Raw genomic sequence first — 20435 nt, forward strand, 5'->3', positions numbered from 1 at the left:
ATACCGATCACATTTCGTGCAAAAACAGCCGGAAGCATTACAACCCTGCCACATGAAAACACTATTCTATTCTTGACTGGAACTTAATCAAAATAAGGACATAACAACATGGCATGGGTTTATCATCAATACTCCGGTGAGCTGTACCATAATGGAACACTGGTTGCGCGTGGCTACAGCGGTAAAGGACTGCATAAAAACAACCCGGCATCGGAATCAGTACGGGGGCAGGGGCCGATACCACGCGGACGATACACCATAGGAGGCAATACCAATTCAAAAGGGCCAATGACCATCATACTGGAACCCTCCGGCGGGAATCACATGTATGGCAGAGATGCGTTCAGAATCCACGGAGACAGCGTGCGCGATCCGGGCAACGCCTCAGAAGGTTGCATCATCGTTGGCCCCAATGCACGGCGTGAAATCATCAGCTCCATTGATCGTGAACTGGTGGTCGAATAATGAAAAAACTGCTTATCCTTATCCTGTTAGCGATACCCGGCATCAGCGCCGCCACCTCAAAAGCACTGGATTACTGTGCTACCGTTGAATCATGGGCTGCCCAAAAAGTTATTCAGCAGCTTGTTCAAAAAAACAAAGACCTTGACCCACAACACGCAACCGCTTTACTGCTGGAAAGAACAGCCTTAAAAGAACAGTCAAAACCGCTTACGCTGGGCGAATGGGGGCCGCTCTATACACAAACAATAAAAATCCAGATCCCGTTTGCAGGCAATAAAAAGCCTTCCATGACTATTATTGCCTCTTCCATTATTTCAGCGGAAGAATGCTCCCTGACAGAACCGTCCTATCTGGATATGGGAATGTAATAAACCGGAACCATTCTGAGCGCTTGGGAAACAGGAAAAACAGCAGTTCATAATCAATATGAATATTGCTGCCTGTCATACTGAGCGCTCAGATAACCGGAAGCGTTGACCTAATAAGATATATCCTTTTAAATGCCATCGAATTAACGAAAATACATAAGCCTTTTCTGCCTACCCTCGCTTGCCAGCAATAACAGCCCACCGATAAATAATGACCCACAAAACACCTTTCCTGACCTTTCTGTGCATATTCACCGCTTTCTACAACATCGCACACGCCCAGATACCCGCCAATCCCCCCGTCACCATCACCATTGAATACGACGCCGAAGGGCAGGTTACCCGCCAGATCAACGGCCTGAACCAGTCAGAGCGCTACCAGTGGGACCGTCTGGGCAACCTCACCACCCAGACCGACGGCGCAAACGGTGCCACCCAAATCATTCGTGACCTGCGGGGCAACCCGATCAGCGTCACCGCCCCCAATGGTGCCACCACCACCTACACCTATAACGGATTCGATCAGGTACTCACCGAAACCAGCCCGGATCGCGGCACCACCACCTACACCTACAACGATGGAGGAGAACTCATCCAGCGGCTCGATCCGCGTAACTACAAAACAGAATACACCTATGATGTCATCGGGCGTCTGGCACAAGAAACCTGGCGTCGTCCCAATGGCACGACCCACAACGAAATCCGCTACGGATGGGACAAACCGTTAAATAATGCTGACAGCGTCACCTATGCAATTCGCCGACTGGCCCAGATCAGCACCTACCGGATCGAAGCCCCCTTCTGGGGGCGCAGCAACACCCTCTACGACTACTTTCTGGATGGCAAAATCCAGCGCCAGCGCGTCACCCTTGATGCCAACCGGATCGTCAAAACCTTCATTACCGAATGGGAACAGAAACCCACCACCGGCCAGATAACCGCACTCATTTATCCCTCCGGCGCGAGACTCCAGTACACCTACGACAATACGGGTCAGCTCACAGACATCAAACTGGATGGCATCCCCGTTGCCGCCAACATCGAATACGAACCCTTTGGCCCTCCCAGCGCCTGGACCCTCGCCAACGGCATTGACAGCATCCGCGCCACCGACACCGCCGGACAAACCGTTGCCTACACCCTGGGCAATGACACCGTCGAACTCATCCACGACGGCGCAGGGCGGATCACCACCCTCAAAGACAAAAGAGCCACCCGCACCCACGATTATGACGCAGCCGGACGACTCACCGCCTACACCACCCCCAGCACCACACTCACCTACACCTACGACACCAATGGCAACCGTACCGGACAAACCACAAACGGCATCTACACCCCGTATACCTACGCCCCACAAACCAACCGCCTCACCCACATTGACGTCCAGCAACTCGCCTACGATGCCGCAGGCAACCTCACCAGCGACGGACAGTTTCAATACACCTATGACGGCACAGGCCGCCTCCAGAGAGTCGAACCGGGTGGCATTCAATACGAACACAACGGATTAGGGCAGCGCTACTACAAACGCAACGCCAGCACCGCACGCTACTTCAACTACGACACCGACGGGCGGCTGATCGGCGAATACAACGCCACCACAGCAGAACCGATAGCTGAATACGTCTGGCTTGAAAGCATTCCGGTTGCAATGAAAGTCTACAACGGCGCAACCAGCCAACTCTACGCTATCGAAACCGATCACCTTGGGGCATCCAGAAGAGTCAGCGACACCCAGAACAGAACAAGATGGACATGGGGCTATGGCCCGTTCGGCGACACCCCGCCGAACACCAACCCGGAAAACCTCGGCGAATTTGAATTCAACCTCCGATTCCCCGGACAGTATTACGACGCGGAAACCGACCTCTTCTACAACTACTTTCGGGATTACAACTCACGGACAGGCAGGTATATCCAGTCTGACCCCATTGGGCTCAGAGGCGGGATGAATACCTATGCCTATGTGGGGGGGAACCCACTAAGCTATGTCGATCCTCAGGGGTTACAATCCATAGCAGCCTGCGCAAATCCTGCGAATGCTGCAGTATGCATTGAAGCAGGGATCATCACAGCACCCAAGCCCGTTCCTATTCCCATCCCACCAATTATTATTCCTGGTGAAACGGAGAATAATGGGGGGCCGATGACTGCTCCTGATCCGGTTGAGGCAAGGAAAGGAAAAGAATCTGGGCGCAATTGGGCCACAGAACTTGCAAAAGTTAATGCTCAGGGAAGTGGTAGAGATCCTTGTGATGAATTAGAAGAGATGCTTGGATGTGAAACAAATCAGAAAAAAATTTCAGATATAATAGAAGCACAAAAATTTATGCATTGTAGAAATATTAATAAAAGAAAGAACCATTACTGAGATTAATGCTGGAGCCTGTTATATGAAGTGGTATGCCGCACATGTATTAATGACAGTCAGGTTAAAAGATGAAAGTCAAAAAAATTTCCCTGCCTGGGAAAATGTATATCTGATCACAGGAGATACTCCTGAAGAGCTTGAAAAAAAAGCGGAAGAACTTGGGCTTAATCATCAGGGCGATAGTGATGGGACATTCTTTTGGGATGATAAGCCTGCTCAATGGATATATGAAGGCATTAGAAAAATAATTGAAATATCAAATCCATATGGGAAACAATGTGTCCCTGGAGATAAAGCTGAAATAACTTATAATGAAATTGAATTTAATAGTTACGACGACATAAAAAAATATGTAAATGGGGAAGAAGTAACTCTGAAAATTATAGACTGATAGCAGATATTTAGAGATATGTTATCGGTTTTTGGTTAAATAAGCTCTCTTGGGTTAGTCACTGCTCAATCTTATAGTGCTTTCCAATAAGGTGCGGCTAAATTTAATCTGGCAGTCTGCAACAGCCAGAAACGGGCTTGCCGACTCTGCAAGACCACTAAGTCAAAATGAAGGTATTACTAACAGCAGGGTGTGTTAATGAAAGTCTTCATCATAGCGTATTTTGTATGCAATCAATTTACTAAAATTTTCTCCATGAGGTCAATTGGTAATCCCTCAGGTGGATGTTATTAAGATAGCATTGCTTGCCATCCTGAATATTCCAAATTATTATTTTTTGCTAATGATTCTTTCAGCCGCTTTAGGGGAGATATCCAGAATTTTGGCGATGGATTCTAAATCGACCCCTTTATCAAGCAAAGCAGTGGCAAGCGTTTTAGCTTGTTCTTTAGCCGCTTTTTCCGCATCTTTGGCTGTTTTTATTGCATCTCTCGCAATCGCCTTCTCTTCCTTCCTGATCTTTTCAATAATCTGATAAGTCGGCACATACTTAAGACTGGCCTCCAGCTTATCCATAAACCCTTCCGCCCGGAAACTCATATACACAACCGGCGTAATAATCAGATGATCAACAAACTCAATATTTAAAATCCGCCCCACCTGAATCAGACAATCCGTCGTATCCAGATCAGCCTCAGAAGGTTTCAAACTGCCGGAAGGATGGTTATGCACCGCAATCACCCGCGAAGCATTCTTCATCACCGCAATTCGATAGACATTCATCGGCTCAATATTGACAGCGCGGAACGTACCCAGCGCCACCAGTTCAATATAGAGGATATACCCGGCCTCATTCATCCCGATAATCCAGAAATGCTCCTTCTCCTGATCGATCTTATTCTCACGCAACAGGATACGCTGCATGATGCCGTAGACATCATTCGTCCCTTCAATCGTGCGCTTATCATTCTTACCAAGTCGGATTTCCATGAATAAAAGACAACCATCAGTCAAAACAAGTGCCTGCCAATATAGCATCGCCCCTTATCGATTGTAAGCGCGGATTCGGGCAGGGAAGGGGGCCAGCTAGTCAGAACCTGCGCATACACTGGAGCACCGCATAGCAGGCACCCTGTACCAGCACAAAATCTGATCGGTCGCACCGATCAATAACCGGAAACTGATCGGCACAACCCATTTCACAAACCGTTTACATCCCGCTATCGTGAACCTGAACCAACACCGGGAACCAAAAAACACCAAGCCCTGCACAGACTAGGCCATCAAACCACAATGACGCATCTGCCCTGAACCAGAGCAGACACCCTCAACAGGGAGGCAAAGATGCCTCCCTGTTCCTTTTTTACCCTGCTGGCAGTAAAAATTTCCCTGCTATACAATCCGCCTCAAACCGCAATAAAACAGCCCATTTACGAACCAACTTGTAGACACAGCAAAACAAGTCTAAAATAAGTCCAGTGACTCGGAACAGAGAGGAAAAACTGTTCGGATTTCAGCGAGTTGAAGAGATTTGGTCGGGCCTCGTTTCCCGCTCCAAATTCTTACTCTGTAGAGTATTATTAATCTCTATAGCTTCTTGAAAAAAGACTAAATTTCATTATTTGGTCTTTTTTTTCGCCTCATGCTCCCCATCGAAATCCGGTGCTATCGAGCAACTTTCAAGTCGAAAATGCAGAATCATGCAAGCCAATGCGGCCTTAACAAATAAGGCGGCATCTTCCGACGTGTTTGCGATGAATCGCCATTAAGTAGAGAAACAACCTACATACTCAGATCTTGATATCGGTTGATTTGCAAAGAGTTGATGATGGAGGGAAAAGCGAGTAACTCGTAGATTTTAAACAAAAAAATAGACGCCTGTTGACGTCTATTGATTTCGTAATGGTACCCGGGGCGGGACTTGAACCCGCACAGCCATAAGCCGAGGGATTTTAAATCCCTTGTGTCTACCGATTTCACCACCCGGGCTCGGGGAATTTGGAGGCGCGTTCCGGAGTCGAACCGGACTAGACGGATTTGCAATCCGCTACATAACCGCTTTGTTAACGCGCCTTAATTCTGTTTGCCTTTTCAGGCTAAGACTCGTGATGCACCAGCCTTATTGAATTTTGATGGCATAAATATTCAAATCTATGCTTTATGCCTCTGAAAACACTAAATTTTCTTAACTACATGTGCTTTCGATGTGCGGGATTATGTACTAATTAAAAAAGGTTGGCAACAAAAAATTGCTTAATCCACCGAGTGCTCTTGTTGTTTGCTCAAAACTTACCTTATCTGAACATAATCTAATCAATTCAGTGTATTGGAAGTTAATTTTTAACGAAATCCTATACAGAAAATCATCAATAATCACTTTCTGTATAGGCTGTTTTCTTTGGGATGAACGCTCAAAAACATTGCCATATCACCTTGAATGATATGAGTTATCCTTCAGTAAAGAGGTTATACAGGTGCTTATGCTCGGCGAGATAGAGTTAGAACGATATACCTAGCCTTCCAGATTAGGAGCGCCAGAACGTGCGCGAGCACAGGATAAGAATGGGGTAAATCTCCAGTCTGCCAAACAGCATTGCGGCACACATCAGCCATTTGGCCGGTGAACTTAAGGTTCCAAAGCCAACTGCGGTTTCGCCAAACCCTAAGCCCATATTGTTAATACAGGCTGCGACAGTGGCGAAAGAAGTCATCAGGTCGTAACCCATCAGGTTTAACGCCCAAATAAAGAAACAGCTGAAAAAGATATAGAGAAAGAAAAAACTCCACACTGAGCGTAAGACCCGATCCTGAATGGGCGTATTTCCTACCTTGATGGTATAAACCGCATTAGGGTGCAACATCTGGTGGATTTCACGCCGACTCTGTTTGTACATGATCAGGAAACGTAGCGCTTTGATCCCGCCGCAGGTAGAACCTACACAGCCGCCAAAGAAGCTGGACGCGAGCAGTATGATCACCGTGTGAGATGGCAGTTTAGCGTAATCTGCGGTTGCCAATCCGTTATCGGTCATCATTGAACTGGTGAGCAGGAATCCATGGACAAAAGCATCTTTGACGCCGTACATCGTTGAACTGAAGAGTTGTAGGCATACCAACGCCATCACAATGGCAAGCGCCAACAGAAAGAAGCGTAATTCAGGGTTTTTGTATAAGGGTTGTAGGCTGCGGCGCTGAGCGGCGACAAAATAAAGCGTAAAGTTGACGGCCGCGAGTATTGAGAAAAGACCGCCAACCATTTCGACGGCGGCGCTGTCATAAAAACCCAGGCTTTCGTTACGGGTAGAAAATCCGCCTAACGAAACCGTCGAAAGGGCATGGCATAAAGCGTCAAACCACGGCATGCCAGCCAGACGGAACGCCAGAACGCAAAGCAACCCAAGCAGCATATAGGTTGACCACAGACTTTTGGCCGTATCGGCCAAGCGCGGGGTCAGGCGTTCTTCTTTAAATGGGCCTGGCATTTCGGATTGATACAGTTTGGTGCCACCAATGCCCAGTAATGGCAGTATCGCCACCGCCAGCACAATGACGCCCAAACCACCGATAAAGTTAAGTTGAGCGCGGTAATAGAGAATGGATTTTGGGACATCGCTAATATCATTCAGTACCGAGGCTCCCGTTGTGGTGATACCAGATACGCCTTCGAATATGGCGTCTGTCAGGCTGATATTCAGGGCGTCATCCAGCCATAACGGCAGAGCACTGATAAGGGAGAAGAATATCCAAAAGAGTACGATGATCAAAAAACCATCTTGAGTACGCAGTTGCACTTTCTTTTGACGCGAGGCCTGCCAACAGGCACCACCCAGCAAACTGGCGATAATCAAGGTGTAGAAAAATGAAAACAGACTACTTTCTTTGTAAATAAGAGCCATTAGCATCGGAGGGAGCATCGAAAGGCTATAAAGCAGAACCAAAAAACTGCAAAGATTGATAACGACTAACGTTTGTTTTTTATTGACCATGGTTTTATGCAGATTACGTCAGCGGCAATCGGACACCTTTGGTGAATCATCATCTTAAAGAATAAAGCAATTGGCGTAAAACGCGTAAGATTTTAATATCGAATGTAAATTGATACTTTTATTGATGTGTTGAATTAATTGCTCATCGCGGGTAATTATAGACAAGGGGAATTAGTCATTCTTGATTAATGAGCCTGCTCATCATCCTTCAAGTTACTGGGCTCTATCTTTTGCTAAACTGTAAACAGGCAGATGTGCTGCTGGGCAACAGGAGGTTCATATGTCTGAGTCCGAACTGCTTCAGGCGTTGTTGCAACGTGTTGCAGCATTGGAGGCCAGAGAACAGTCACTGACCGCCGCCTCAAATGCCTATCAAGCCATTATCACTACCATCCTGGGTAATCTGGATAAATCTACACGCGACAAGATTATTGCGATGATCGATCAGGCCCATGAAATTGCCTACGTGCGCGCCGCGCAGCGTTGTGATGAACCGAAGAAGCGTAAAATCAAGCAGGCTGATGATGTTGCTCAACGCATGTTTATGGTTGCCCAAGGGAAAGTATCACAATCGCGGTGAGTCCGAGATATAACAGTTTAGGGTGGATAGTATCGTAACTGATCTACCTTGCTAAACTGTACTTGTGTTAGCGTGAACAGATATTGGTGATATCCCCTTATTGCTTGAAGCCGCAGCGTTGCGGGCAGCAACTCCAAGTTCTTTGGGAATAGTAATGATGCATTTATGCAAAGGTTATTACGATGGATACGATCAAAAACATCTTGGTGAAAGAAATCGAGCAGATTAACCAGCAAGAGGGGCGTGATGGCAAACCGCGATTCAACAGTGAGTTTGCACGCAACCATCGCTATCTGTGTCTGGCCATGTTCGCAGGCTATTTGGCCGTGGTTGCTGTGATGTATCCGGTGCCTTACATGGGGCTATTGGCGTTCTTTGGTTTTACGGCTTTTGTGCTTTTCATGTTTGCCATGCTGTTGCTTGAGATTAAACCGGTTTACCGTTTTGAAGATATTGGCGTGTTGGATTTACGCGTCTGCTACAACGGTGAATGGTATTTTACCCGCGCATTGTCACCGCAGGCCGTACAGGAATTGCTTAACGAGCCTTCTATCAGCATGGCGTTAAAAGCGCGGATGCAGGAAATCATCGCCAACAAGGGTGAGATCGATTTTTACGATGTTTACGATCTGGCGTATTCAAAGAAGCCAGGTAGCCCATCGGCAACGCTGGCCGCGCTGAACTGAAGGGTTTGCGCCTGTGCGGATGTCGATTATAATCGCCATTTGAAACAGGTTAGTTTGAGGAATTACGATGAGTGATGACATTTTCGATTTTGATATTGATGCCGAATTAGCGAAAGCTGAAGAGAAAGCGGCTCAAAAGGCCAAAGAGGTTCCAGAAATCCTTGAGGATGAAGCGGACTGCGAAGGTTGCAAAATCTGATCGTGACTCCAATAAAAAACCGCTGCGGCGGTTTTTTTACGCCTGGTGAGTAAGACTTAAAAAAAAGCCCGTGGTTTAGACGGGCATAACACTTGAGTATGAGGGCGACTTATTGTTTTTATCAATGCAGATTAAGCATACGCTCAACCGGTATCTGATGGTGTAGTTACATTGTAACAAAATTGTTATCACGTTCCAGCAGGAACTCATCGGATCAATCCAGCATAAATCCCCATAGCAGTAGCCCCGCTACGGCGGCGGCGCACAGTGCTGAAACCGTGAGTAAAATCTTTCCCAGAATGTCTTTCTCTTTTTCTTGTTGTGTCACGTTATCTTACCTAATCAGCATGTTATGAACCCAATTGGCGAGACTCCGAGCCATCACAGCACAAGGTTACAGCCTGATCTTGTGCGGTTGACTCAGGTATTGCGGCAGGCGGAGTATCTGGTTCTTGATAATGACTATCATTAGGAGTTTTCCGGGAAGGATAAGTTCCCGGAGTATTGTGATTAGCGTTGCGGTAGTGACTGATTGGGCTTAATCGGTAACGATCTTGACACCGATCTTGCTGATTTTATTCGCTTCCATCTCTGCGATGGTCCAGGTTAGGCCATCCCACTCCACCTGGTCACCCAGAACGGCTTCACCGCCAATCAACTCAGTAACAAATTGGCCGAGCGTCTGCTGGCTATCAATACCTTCCTGCATATTTAGGCCATAGAGCTGTGAAATATCACTCAGGCGTGCATCGGATTGCAGAATGAAATCGCCGAAAAAACGCTCATCGCGTGTGACAGGAGGGGCTTGACTGAACAATCTACCGAGCATGGGGAGATCGTGCTCATGGCCGATAACACACAAAATATCACCATCAAGCAAACGGGTACTGCCGCTCGGGTGTAATAGCTCTTTGCCACGGAACAGGGCAGCAATATGGGTGCCTGGTGGCATTTTGAGTTCACGCAGCACTGCGCCAACGCACCAGTTTTCTGATGTCAGCTGATAAATAAACTGCTCCCACTGGTTGTCTGGATGAACATCCAATCCCACGCGGGAAATCGGCGTCGGTGCCGGTGGCACTACCACTTTGGCTTTTCTGGCCGCGAAAGAGAGCGTGGTGCCTTGCAGCAGCAGCGAAACCAGCACCACGAAGAAAGCGACATTGAAGAACAGACTTGCATTCGGTAACCCTGCCATCATCGGGAAAACGGCGAGGATCACCGGTACTGCGCCACGTAACCCGACCCAGGAGATAAACACCCGTTCGCGCAAGGTAAAGTTGCGAAACGGCAGCAAACCGAGAAATACCGAGAGCGGCCGTGCAAACAGGATCATCCACAGCGAAAGCAGCAGGGCCGGGATGGCGATCGGTAACAGGTCGTGTGGATTAAGCAACAGCCCCAGAACCAGGAACATACCGATCTGGCTGAGCCAAGCCAGCCCGTCGAAGGTTTGCACGATACCGTGGCGGTTGCGGATGGGGCGGTTGCCCAGCATTAGGCCACACATATAAACGGCCAGAATGCCGCTGCCGTCCAGCGCAGTGGTGAGCGCGAAGATCAGAATACCGCCGCTGACTGCCAGCAGAGGATAGAGTCCTTCTGCCAGCTTGATATGGTTGATCAGCGTCAGCAACAGCCAACCGCCGCCGAGACCTAAAACAATCCCCACACCGAACTGTTGCAACAGGTGAACCAGGAACATCCAGCTCAGGGAGGTTTCCCCTGCGGCAATCATGGCGATCAGCGTAACGGTCAAAAACATGGCCATGGGATCGTTGCTGCCGGATTCAATTTCCAGCGTGGCGCTGACACGTTCGTTCAGCCCTTTGCCACCCAGCAGTGAGAACACGGCTGCCGCATCGGTGGAACCAATGATGGCACCAATCAGCAATCCCTGAATCAGATCAAGGTTAAACAGCCAGGCGGCTGCCATCCCGGTCAACCCGGCGGTGATCACCACGCCGAAGGTGGCCAGGGATAATGCTGGCCACAAGGCGACACGGAATGAACTGACGCGGGTGCGCATGCCACCATCAAGCAGGATCACGGCAAGGGCCAGGTTACTGACCAGATAGGCGGCAGGATAGTTGTCAAAAACGATCCCCCCTGGGCCATCGACACCTGCCAGCATGCCGATTGCCAGGAAGATCACCAGAATTGGAATGCCTAATTTTGAGGAGAAAGAACTGAGGAAAATACTTGCTCCCACCAACACGGCACCGATGATGAACAAGTTGTTGATCGTGCTGGCATCCAAAATAGCGATCTCCTGTGGGCAGAATGAAAGGAAGAGTGCATCAGAGCATCAGCTCTGCATAATAATAGCCTGTTTTTCTGGTAAAACGCCAAGGCTGATTACCAAAAGAATTGAGCTATTATTGCTATCTCGAGAGAGATTTACAGAAAATCGAGGTGAAAGGGGGCTATTTCTGTCTTTTATCTCTATTAATCAGCTGATTGATAGATAGGGATGATAATAAACTCTGGCGGTGGACAAGGCTTAGCGGTGAAAAACCATTAAACCCCGACGGAGATTTAATGGTTTGCCGGTGGATTTTAATGATCGAGTGATTGTAAGGCACGTTTGATCAACTCAGCTGCCAGTTTCCTCTCTGCTTCTGAGATCCCATCGAGATTGAGATTAGCCAGTTCAGCCACCAATACGCTGCGTTCTTTACCACTGATGGAGGCATCCAGAGCTGAGAGCAACCTGCCCAGAATTTTCAGCAGGGTCGCGTTTTCCGGTACTGCTGCGGTGGCCGTGGTGTCTTTATCAGTCATTAAAAATCCTCTCTGTTGTGGCGGAAGGGGCGTAACGCATCCCCTTGGGTCTATCAGCCCAATCGCTACCCTAAGGTAGGGACGTGGATTTTTACTTATGCCCTGTAGTTATAACAACTCAATGCGATATGCTCCAGCATAACTTTGTATCAACCTCTGTGGCCAGCGCTGAATGGCAGGTTCAAACCTCTTACTTTGTTTCAGAAAAAACCATGTTAAAATCCACGCTAGCATTGCTTATTCCCTGAACAATCAAGGTGAAGAATCACGTTGTTACATATCAAATTGTTAGCACGTTTGGTGCTGTTAACCAGCAGCATCGCGGCATTATCCGGTTGTGGCAGCATCATCAGCCGCACCGTACCCGGAGCTGGCCATGGGCACCAATACTATCCAGGGGTACAGTGGGATTTACGCGACACGTCTTGGCGCTATGTCACGGTGATTGATGTACCGCTGTCGATGGTGGTGGATACTTTTATGCTGCCGTTTGACGCCAGGCATGGGCCTTATGAATAAGCGTGGTGGATAGTTAGGGCAGATATATTGTCTGTTTTGCGACGATGATTGTCCGTTAAGCGGGAGCAAGACGTGCTCTGGCAGGAAATAATGGCAGGGTACAGCCCTATTTCTTGAGGAGAATCCTGATGTTAACCCATCCTGCAACCAAGTATCGTCCATTTCCGACGATAGATTTACCGGGCCGCCAATGGCCTGGCCGCACCCAGCAATCGGCTCCCCGTTGGTGTTCCAGCGATCTGCGCGACGGCAATCAGGCCCTGGCCGATCCCATGGACAATACCCGCAAGCATCAGTTTTATCAGTTACTGCTGGAATGTGGCTTCAAAGAGATCGAAGTGGCTTTTCCTTCGGCATCACAGACCGATTTTGATTTTGTCCGCAGCCTGATTGAGCAACGGCTGATCCCCAATGACGTGACAATCCAAGTGTTAACTCAGGCGCGAGACGAACTGATCGATCGCACTTTTGAAGCTCTGCACGGCGCGCCGCGTGCGATAGTGCACCTGTACAACGCCACCGCGCCAATGTTCCGTGACATTGTGTTCAAGCAGGATAAAGCGGCCACCGTGGCATTGGCGGTCAATGGCGCACGGCGTATTCGTCAATGGTGTGAACAACAAACAGAAACCGCCTGGACCTTCGAATATTCACCGGAAACTTTCAGCGCTACCGAACCGGAGTTTGCGCTGGAGATTTGCGAAGCGGTGGCTGACGTTTGGCAGCCTTGTTCGCAACGGCCAATGATTATCAATCTGCCTGCCACGGTGGAAATGAGCACGCCAAATATCTACGCCGATCAAATCGAGTGGTTCTGCCGCCATTTCAGCCAGCGTTCACAGGTGTGTATCAGCGTGCATCCGCATAACGATCGTGGCACCGGAGTGGCCTGTGCTGAACTGGCAATGCTGGCCGGGGCCGATCGGGTTGAAGGCTGCCTGTTTGGCAACGGGGAACGAACCGGCAATGTGGATCTGGTGACGCTGGCACTGAATCTGTACACCCAAGGGATCGCTCCCAAGCTGGATTTCAGCCGCTTGAAACAGGTGGTTGAGGTGGTTGAAGAATGTAATCAACTGCCTGTGCATCCACGCCATCCGTATGCCGGTGAGTTGATCTTTACGGCTTTCTCCGGTTCGCATCAGGATGCTATTAAAAAAGGTTTTGCGGCCCAGCAACTGCGCAAAGACGGCCTGTGGCAAGTGCCTTATCTGCCGCTCGATCCGGCGGATGTCGGCTGTAATTACGAAGCGGTGATCCGGGTTAACAGCCAGTCTGGCAAGAGCGGAGCCGCCTGGTTACTGGAGCAGAATCACGGGTTGGTACTGCCACGTGGGTTGCAAATTGCGTTTAGCAAAGTGGTACAGCTTGCCACCGACGAAAGCGGCAAGGAAATGACCGGTGCGCAGATCTGGCGCTTGTTCCGCGACAGCTATGGCTTGGTGGAAAAACCAACGTTACAGTTGCTCAGCTATCAGACCCAGAGCCAGGGCGCTAATAACTACAGTTTTAGTGCGCTGGTTAACCTGCATGGTGAACAATTGCAGTTACAGGGGGCGGGCAATGGGTTACTTTCCAGCGCGGTGGATGCTCTATGCCAGCGTTTCGGCCTGGTGCTGGCGATAGACGATTACCACGAACACACGTTAGGGCATCAGAGCCACAGCCGTGCGGTAACCTACCTCCGTTGTACGGTGGAAAATGGCGAAGCCACCTATGGGGTAGGGATCGACGCTGATTCTGCCAGTGCTTCGTTGCAGGCATTATTCAACGTTGCTGGCTGCTATTTGAGGTAATCACTGGCTGAGCCTGGGAAAAATAGTTGCTGGGCGTTACGCCTAGCAGGCGGCGGAACATGGAACTAAAGGCACTGGGGCTGTCATATCCCAGGTCCAGTGCCACTTCCAGTACCGAACTGCCCGCGGCCAGGGCGTTTAACGCCGCGAGCAAACGCGCCCGCCGCACCCAATCAGCAAAACTCAGGCCGGTTTCACGCTGGAAACGGCGCGATAGCGTCCGGCCACTGATATTGATCTGCTTGGCCGCTAGCTCCAACTCCCAGGTTTGTGCCAGTGACTGCTGAATGTGTCGGCATAAGGTCAGCAGCGTACCATCGCGGGGTTCTGGTAAGTTCAGCGGCAGAATCGGCAATAGGCGCAATTCATCAAGGATCAGCTCCATAATGCGTTCCTCACGCCCACCTGCGCGGTAATCGGCAGCAATATCTATCGCGCTGACGATCAGTTCGCGCAGCAATGGGGAGATCTGCACTACCTGACAGAGAACCGGTAAATCGGCACGCGCCAACGGATCGACAAACAGCGTTCTCACCGCCACATTGCCGGTAAAACGCAGGTTATGCACCACGTTAGCAGGTAGCCAGACGCCACGGCTTGGCGGCACCACCCAGCTACCCATTCGGGTATTGACCTGCACGACACCGCTGAGGCTGTGGATCAACTGCGCATAGCTATGCTGGTGATCCGGCTCGTAGTCACCATGCCGGTAATCTTTGGCGAAGGGGATAATAGACTGATTTTCTGGCAGATATTGCATCGGGGAACCTGTGTCCATCCATGAAGCGGTCATCGCAGCATGCCATGGCAGGCACAATGACACCAGATGCTGGCCGAGGGAAACGCATTTACTGAACGTTGGTTTAAAGGGGAAGGGCTATGCTGTTTCCACGCTAACAGGAGGGAAAATGGACATGCACAATGCCGTATTACGTATCGCCCGCCCAACCGATCGGTTGCCGGAGATTGCGCAGATGTACTGCTGTGGCCTGGGTTTTGTACGGCTTGGCGAGTTTGAGGACCATCAGGGTTTTGATGGCATCATGCTCGGTCATCCGCAGCATGCCTATCACCTGGAGTTTACCCATCATCGCGGTGTGCGGGTAGGGCAAGCCCCTACGCAGGACAACCTGCTGGTGTTCTATCTGCCAGAGGCGGAACAGTGGCAAGGGATGTGCGAACAGATGCTGGCTGCCGGGTTCCGGCGTGTGCAGGCTTATAACCCTTATTGGGAGGCCAATGGGCAAACCTTCGAGGATTTGGACGGTTATCGCGTGGTGCTACAACAGCAGGCCTGGCAGATATAAAAAAGCCAGCGATAGGCGCTGGCTTTGGAGAGTGATAGAACACCGATCACGCGTTTGCTTTGCCTTGCGTGTTCTCCAGCATGCGGCGAATCGGCACGATCAGCAGAATCAGCACTGCGGCACAAATCACCAGCGCGATAGAGCAACGGGCGAACAGGGTTGGCAGCAACTCTAACTTGTCTGCTTTCACATGGCCACCGATCAGGCCAGCCGCCAGGTTACCCAAGGCGCTGGCGCAGAACCACAGGCCCATCAACTGGCCGCGCATTCTGTCCGGTGCCAACAGGGTCATGGTCGCCAGGCCAATCGGGCTCAGGCACAGTTCACCCAGCGTCAGCATCAGAATACTGCCCACCAGCCACATCGGTGACACACCCGCGCCGCCACTGTTTAGCACATTTTCGGATGCCAGCATCATCACGCCAAAACCTGCGGCCGCAAAGAGAATGCCGAACACGAACTTGGTGATGCTGCTCAGGCGCACCTTGTTACGTGCCAAGGCAGGCCACATCCAGCTAAAGATCGGTGCTAGCAGGATAATAAACAGGGCGTTGATCGATTGGAACCACACCGCCGGGATCTCGAAATCACCGATCATACGGTTGGTGTAGTCGTTGGCGAACAGGTTGAACGATGTCGGTTTCTGTTCGAAAGCAGACCAGAAGAAGGCGGCAGAAACCAGCAGGATAAAGCACACCAGCAGGCGCGCACGCTCTTTGCGGCTCAGGCCAGCGAAAAAGAACAGGTAGATAAAGTACAGTGTGACCGAGGTGGCAATCACATAAACCAGCATGCTGGCAACGGCCACCGGGTTGATCACGATGATGCCTTGAGAAATCAGGCCAACGATGACGGCAACACCCACGGCCAACGCCACGAGCCAGGCACCGACGCCATTTTTCTTGGCGACCGGGCTGTTCCAGGTGGAGTCCAGGCCGACTTCGCTGTCATAGCGCTTCATTGATGGCACGGCAAAGATGCGGAAGATAATCAGTGCCACCAGCATCCCGATCCCACCGATACCAAAGCCCCAGTGCCAACCGTGCGTACGCACCAGCCAGCCGGAAATCAACGGGGCGAGGAAGGAGCCCATATTGATGCCCATGTAGAACAGCGAGAAGCCGCCGTCGCGGCGTGCGTCGCCCTGTTTGTACAGCGTACCGACCATCACCGAAATACAGGTTTTGAACAGGCCGGAACCGAGCACAATAAACATCAGGCCGATAAAGAACAGATCGTTACCCATGAACGCCGACAGGGCGATAGACAGGTGGCCGAATGCGATCAGGATCGAGCCATACCAAACCGCTTTCTGCTGCCCGAGCCAGTTATCTGCCAGCCAACCGCCAGGCAGGGCGGCCAGGTACATGCTGCCAGCAAAAATACCGACGATCGCCGAAGCATTCTCGCGTGCCAATCCCATACCGCCGTCATAAACGGTAGCGGCCATAAACAGGATCAATAATGGGCGGATGCCATAAAACGAGAAGCGCTCCCACATCTCGGTAAAAAACAGCGAGCCGAGCGGGTAAGGATGGCCGAAGAAGGTTCGGTTTTCTTTCTGTGTAACAGAGGATTGCATAAAATCTTCCCGATAAAATGTGCCGCCATAAAGCGGCTGTACTGTGGTATGTGTGTGTTTAACAAAGGTGACCCAGCTTGCGCGGGTTACCTGACAAAACCTCAGCCGTAACGCATGTGAACCATGGAAAACGTGCTGGCCCTTGTTTCACTTGGCCTGAACTTTAGCTCTGGCGTGATATTTTTTAACCAGTTGGTTAGTGGGCAATAATTTCGTCTAGTATCTATATCCCATTTTTTAGACGAAAAGTCGACAAACATCTACTTTCTTGGTTTTTATTTTGTCTAAAAGGGAATTTGCATTAATAGGTGGTTTATTGCTCTGAGTTATTTTTAACTTTCTTAAAAACAAAGTATTGATATCAGGTTTTTCTGAAATTAGCTCGTGCGCGATCGGTGCGATCTGATCAGGGAAAAGTGCGTGAAATAGGACTTAACTGAGAGGTTGTGGCGTAAGTGGCGATAAATCCGGCTATTGTTCTTCTTGTAGCCTGTCTTCGCGCATTCTGGCCGGGCGTCGCTGCAAACACCACCAGGAGTAGAAAACGTTAAACACTACCACCAGTGCAGTGACGCAGAATACGGCGCGGAACCCATAACTGGCCGATACCGCCGCGCCTAGCAGTGGGCCGCTGACATTACCGATATCGCGGAATGATTGGTTATAGCTGAATATCCGCCCGGCAACCTGGTTGGTACAGTTGTAAAGCAACAGGGTTTGCACCGCGGGTAATAATGCGCCATCCGCTGCGCCAAGCAGAAAACGCAACACGCCAAGCTGCCAGGGTTCCTGAACAAATGCCATTGGGATCAGCAGAAGCACGGAAACGATCAGCATACACACCAGAATGCGCTCCGGGCCGATTTTATCCCCCAGTTTACCCAACCTGGGAGCACTCATCAGCGCCGCAACGCCGGGCACCGAGGCGATCAGGCCGCTGATAAACGCCAGATTGTGAATATCGCCGGCTAAATCACGCACATACAGCGTCAAAATCGGCGCAACTGAGCCGGTAGCAATCTGGATGACCATAGAAGTGACAAACAGGCTGAGGATCAGCTTGGGGTTTTTCAGCGAAGCGAATACCTGGCGCGCGTGCAGCATGTCTTTTTTTTGTACCGGTGTGAATTGTTCCTTGACGCAGAACAACGTCAGCAGGAAGCAGATAAACAATACGGCCGCGGTGATAAAGAATACCGGACGCAAGCCATACTGGTCGGCCAGCAAGCCACCAATCAACGGGCCGATCAACGCGCCGCTGACGCCACCGGTAGACAGGGTGCCCAAGGCCCAACCACTGCGGTTGCGTGGCACCTGAGTGGCAATCAGCGCGTTAGCGTTAGGAATAAAACCGCCCAGCAACCCCAACACCGCCCGCAGCGCCAGAAATTGCCAAATGTTTTGCGCCATTCCCATCAGCACCATCACAATCGCCATGCCCAAAGCCGAGCGTAACAGCATCAGTTTACGTCCATGCCGATCGGCAAGGCCGCCCCAAAAAGGCGACGCAATGGCTGAAAACAGGAAGGTAATGCTGAAAACCAGACCGGACCACATATTCAGTTCTTGATGGCCGGTGACGCCAAGGGCTTCAACGTACAACGGCAGGAATGGCATGATCAGACTGAACGCGGCACCGGCCAGAAAACACCCAATCCAGATGATAAAGAGGTTACGTTGCCAGTTAACAGGTTCTGATGCCAAGGCCATAGGTTTCCGTGCAGAAAGTAAAAAATTTTGTAATTACATGAGGTAATAGCGCAAAACAGATAGATAGCCTGATAAGTATGCGCTTAGTTGCACGGGTTATCAATTAACCAGCGAGGGGGATGGGTAAGAAAATGAAATAAAGTTTTAAAAATAACGAAGGGGGTTATTCCCGCACGCGGCACGTACGGGAACCACGGAACTTTTATATGCCAGCCAGTGCTTCAAACCCGCTGGACGTTAGGGTGAGGGCGACATCGGTGATTTCATAGTGGGCCACTGCGTTGAACGGATCCTGCGCCAAAATGGCATCCAGCCGTGCCCGTTCAATACCTTTCACCAGGATCACACCGCCGATACGCGGATTCTTGCGGCCCGAGGCGATAAAAGTTCCGTCCTGATAATGTTGCTTCAGCCAGGCGACATGCCCTTCAAGGTGACTGTCGACTTCTTCAATCGGGCGGTGATAGGTCAGATTAACGACGTACATAGTGGCTCCCTTTGCCAATGATAAAACCATAACATCACACTGTTTGCCCTGCTTCTCAAGATGGTACGGGTAAAAAACCGTTACGCTGAATACAGCGAAGGTTCACCTTCCGGGCGGGTTTTGAAGCGGCGGTGCAACCACATATATTGATCCGGGGCCATCAGGATCTCCTTTTCTACCACTTTATTCATAAACGCAGCGGCTGCATGTTCGCTATCCAGCGGGAAGTTTTCTAGTGCGGGTTGCATGATCAATTCATACCCTTTACCTTCCGGTAGGCGGCGTGGAGTGAAGGGAATAATGGCTGGCTTGCCCATACGTATCAATATATAGCTGCCGGTGGTGGTGGCGGCTTTTTCGACCGCAAACAGCGGAGCGAACACACTGCTGCGCGGGCCGTAATCGTGATCCGGGGCGTACCAGATGATTTCGCCCTGTTTCAGCGCGCGGATCATCCCTTTGACATCTTTGCGATCCAGCATCGATTTATTGGAACGCATACGGCCGCGGGTTTGCAGCCAGTCCATCAGCGGGTTGTCATGCGGGCGGTAGACCCCGATACCTGGATTGTGGATACCAAAAATCCGCGCCCCCAGTTCGAGCGTTAGAAAATGCAACCCGATCAGCAATACGCCTTGCTGGTTGGCTCGTGCTTGCTCAATGTGCTCTAGGCCGCTGATGGTAAACCAGCGTTCGATGCGCCAGTTCGGCCAGAACCAGGCCATGCCGGTTTCAAACAACCCCATGCCCACCGACTCAAAGTTCTTTACGATCAACGCGTCACGCTCGGCTTTTGGCATTTCAGGAAAACACAGATCGAGGTTACGTCGTGCAATGGCGACTCGGCGTTTAAGAAAACGCATAGAGAAGCGGCCCAGCCCAATACCCAAGTGGTAAATAATCGGGTAGGGGAGCAGGACCAGCAAATACAGTAAACCCATGCCGAACCAGGTGAGCCAGTAGCGAGGATGCAGTAAAGATCGATTAAAAGAAGGAACTTGAGTCATGTGTTCTCAGCTTAGAAGCAGTCATTTAACAGTAATCACAGGGAAACTACAGAACCTATAATCCGAAGAGAGTGGCTCATGTGATGATTTCCCTGTCGTTTATGGCTGTGTATTGTGACATTTTTCTAATGCAACAGGAAAACTCACAGCATTAAAACACCATTTTTTGCCTTGAACCGGGTTAGAACGGTGTT

Annotated in this window: 19 protein-coding genes and 2 tRNA genes; 10 read left to right on the forward strand and 11 right to left on the reverse strand. The window is 50.3% G+C overall.

Annotated features, from left to right (window positions below; all coding sequences use genetic code 11):
• The first annotated feature begins 108 nt into the window (after positions 1 to 108).
• From ACX9GT_RS11080 to ACX9GT_RS11095, 4 genes are all read left to right on the forward strand, one after another.
• Positions 109 to 465 carry a tlde1 domain-containing protein gene (locus tag ACX9GT_RS11080; protein WP_473191111.1) on the forward strand — a complete coding sequence of 119 codons (357 nt, stop codon included), beginning with the start codon at positions 109 to 111 and terminating at the stop codon, positions 463 to 465.
• Positions 465 to 833, forward strand: coding sequence for a hypothetical protein (locus ACX9GT_RS11085; protein ID WP_473191112.1), 369 nt, complete (start codon positions 465 to 467; stop codon positions 831 to 833). Before ACX9GT_RS11080 ends, ACX9GT_RS11085 begins: the two co-directional genes overlap by 1 nt.
• Before the next feature lie 211 nt (positions 834 to 1044).
• Positions 1045 to 3207, forward strand: a complete 2163-nt coding sequence (locus tag ACX9GT_RS11090; protein WP_473191113.1) for an RHS repeat-associated core domain-containing protein — start codon at positions 1045 to 1047, stop codon at positions 3205 to 3207.
• A gap of 22 nt (positions 3208 to 3229) precedes the next feature.
• Positions 3230 to 3598 (forward strand): DUF4288 domain-containing protein, encoded by a 369-nt coding sequence (locus ACX9GT_RS11095; RefSeq protein ID WP_473191114.1) that lies wholly within the window; start codon positions 3230 to 3232, stop codon positions 3596 to 3598.
• A 330-nt stretch (positions 3599 to 3928) separates the two neighbouring features.
• On the opposite strand, the gene ACX9GT_RS11100 is transcribed toward ACX9GT_RS11095, so the two are convergent.
• The 4 genes from ACX9GT_RS11100 to ACX9GT_RS11115 all read right to left on the reverse strand — a co-directional run bounded on the left by ACX9GT_RS11100 (position 3929) and on the right by ACX9GT_RS11115 (position 7584).
• Positions 3929 to 4588 carry a JAB domain-containing protein gene (locus tag ACX9GT_RS11100; RefSeq protein WP_473191115.1) on the reverse strand — a complete coding sequence of 220 codons (660 nt, stop codon included), beginning with the start codon at positions 4586 to 4588 and terminating at the stop codon, positions 3929 to 3931.
• A 913-nt stretch (positions 4589 to 5501) separates the two neighbouring features.
• Positions 5502 to 5587: transfer RNA gene (locus tag ACX9GT_RS11105), tRNA-Leu, on the reverse strand.
• Between the two features lie 10 nt (positions 5588 to 5597).
• Positions 5598 to 5671, reverse strand: a tRNA-Cys gene (locus tag ACX9GT_RS11110).
• 452 nt (positions 5672 to 6123) lie between these two features.
• On the reverse strand, positions 6124 to 7584 hold the full coding sequence (locus ACX9GT_RS11115) for a TrkH family potassium uptake protein (protein WP_473191116.1): 1461 nt from the start codon (positions 7582 to 7584) through the stop codon (positions 6124 to 6126).
• A 280-nt stretch (positions 7585 to 7864) separates the two neighbouring features.
• On the opposite strand from ACX9GT_RS11115, the gene ACX9GT_RS11120 reads away from it, so the two are divergent.
• The 3 genes from ACX9GT_RS11120 (at position 7865) to ACX9GT_RS11130 (ending at position 9049) form a co-directional block, all read left to right on the forward strand.
• Complete coding sequence (locus ACX9GT_RS11120; RefSeq protein ID WP_473191117.1) at positions 7865 to 8164, forward strand: hypothetical protein; 300 nt, start codon at positions 7865 to 7867, stop codon at positions 8162 to 8164.
• A 182-nt stretch (positions 8165 to 8346) separates the two neighbouring features.
• Positions 8347 to 8850, forward strand: coding sequence for a YlaC family protein (locus tag ACX9GT_RS11125; RefSeq protein WP_473191118.1), 504 nt, complete (start codon positions 8347 to 8349; stop codon positions 8848 to 8850).
• A gap of 67 nt (positions 8851 to 8917) precedes the next feature.
• Entirely contained in the window at positions 8918 to 9049 is a 132-nt protein-coding gene (locus ACX9GT_RS11130; RefSeq protein WP_004942970.1) for a hypothetical protein, read from the forward strand.
• A 538-nt stretch (positions 9050 to 9587) separates the two neighbouring features.
• On the opposite strand, the gene ACX9GT_RS11135 is transcribed toward ACX9GT_RS11130, so the two are convergent.
• Together ACX9GT_RS11135 and ACX9GT_RS11140 are read right to left on the reverse strand one after the other, a co-directional pair.
• Positions 9588 to 11309 (reverse strand): potassium/proton antiporter, encoded by a 1722-nt coding sequence (locus tag ACX9GT_RS11135; protein WP_473191119.1) that lies wholly within the window; start codon positions 11307 to 11309, stop codon positions 9588 to 9590.
• Between the two features lie 299 nt (positions 11310 to 11608).
• Entirely contained in the window at positions 11609 to 11833 is a 225-nt protein-coding gene (locus ACX9GT_RS11140; RefSeq protein WP_473191120.1) for a hypothetical protein, read from the reverse strand.
• A gap of 279 nt (positions 11834 to 12112) precedes the next feature.
• Here ACX9GT_RS11140 and ACX9GT_RS11145 point away from each other — a divergent pair, with 279 nt between their 5' ends.
• Both ACX9GT_RS11145 and leuA read left to right on the forward strand, forming a co-directional pair.
• A complete protein-coding gene (locus ACX9GT_RS11145) occupies positions 12113 to 12352 on the forward strand; it encodes a YceK/YidQ family lipoprotein (protein WP_473191564.1) in 240 nt (79 codons plus the stop codon).
• Positions 12353 to 12480: 128 nt separating this feature from the next.
• Positions 12481 to 14148 (forward strand): 2-isopropylmalate synthase, encoded by a 1668-nt coding sequence (gene leuA / locus ACX9GT_RS11150; protein WP_473191121.1) that lies wholly within the window; start codon positions 12481 to 12483, stop codon positions 14146 to 14148.
• Here leuA and ACX9GT_RS11155 read toward each other — a convergent pair.
• Positions 14120 to 14908, reverse strand: a complete 789-nt coding sequence (locus ACX9GT_RS11155; RefSeq protein WP_473191122.1) for an AraC family transcriptional regulator — start codon at positions 14906 to 14908, stop codon at positions 14120 to 14122. The two genes, leuA and ACX9GT_RS11155, sit on opposite strands and share 29 nt — an antisense overlap.
• Positions 14909 to 15056: 148 nt before the next feature.
• Here ACX9GT_RS11155 and ACX9GT_RS11160 point away from each other — a divergent pair, with 148 nt between their 5' ends.
• Positions 15057 to 15455 carry a VOC family protein gene (locus tag ACX9GT_RS11160; RefSeq protein WP_473191123.1) on the forward strand — a complete coding sequence of 133 codons (399 nt, stop codon included), beginning with the start codon at positions 15057 to 15059 and terminating at the stop codon, positions 15453 to 15455.
• Between the two features lie 46 nt (positions 15456 to 15501).
• Here the strand turns inward: ACX9GT_RS11160 and ACX9GT_RS11165 are convergent, their stop codons facing one another.
• The 4 genes from ACX9GT_RS11165 to ACX9GT_RS11180 all read right to left on the reverse strand — a co-directional run bounded on the left by ACX9GT_RS11165 (position 15502) and on the right by ACX9GT_RS11180 (position 20241).
• The gene (locus tag ACX9GT_RS11165; RefSeq protein WP_473191124.1) at positions 15502 to 17037 is read right to left on the reverse strand and encodes a peptide MFS transporter; all 1536 of its coding nucleotides are present in this window, start codon (positions 17035 to 17037) and stop codon (positions 15502 to 15504) included.
• A gap of 471 nt (positions 17038 to 17508) precedes the next feature.
• Positions 17509 to 18747: a multidrug efflux MFS transporter MdtG gene (gene mdtG / locus ACX9GT_RS11170; protein ID WP_473191125.1), complete on the reverse strand. Its 1239-nt coding sequence runs from the start codon at positions 18745 to 18747 to the stop codon at positions 17509 to 17511.
• A gap of 202 nt (positions 18748 to 18949) precedes the next feature.
• Positions 18950 to 19234, reverse strand: a complete 285-nt coding sequence (locus ACX9GT_RS11175) for a YciI family protein (protein ID WP_473191126.1) — start codon at positions 19232 to 19234, stop codon at positions 18950 to 18952.
• 80 nt (positions 19235 to 19314) lie between these two features.
• Positions 19315 to 20241 carry a Kdo(2)-lipid IV(A) acyltransferase gene (locus ACX9GT_RS11180; RefSeq protein ID WP_473191127.1) on the reverse strand — a complete coding sequence of 309 codons (927 nt, stop codon included), beginning with the start codon at positions 20239 to 20241 and terminating at the stop codon, positions 19315 to 19317.
• Positions 20242 to 20435 lie beyond the last annotated feature (194 nt).

It is taken from the genome of Serratia sp. YWN4, assembly GCF_055790845.1.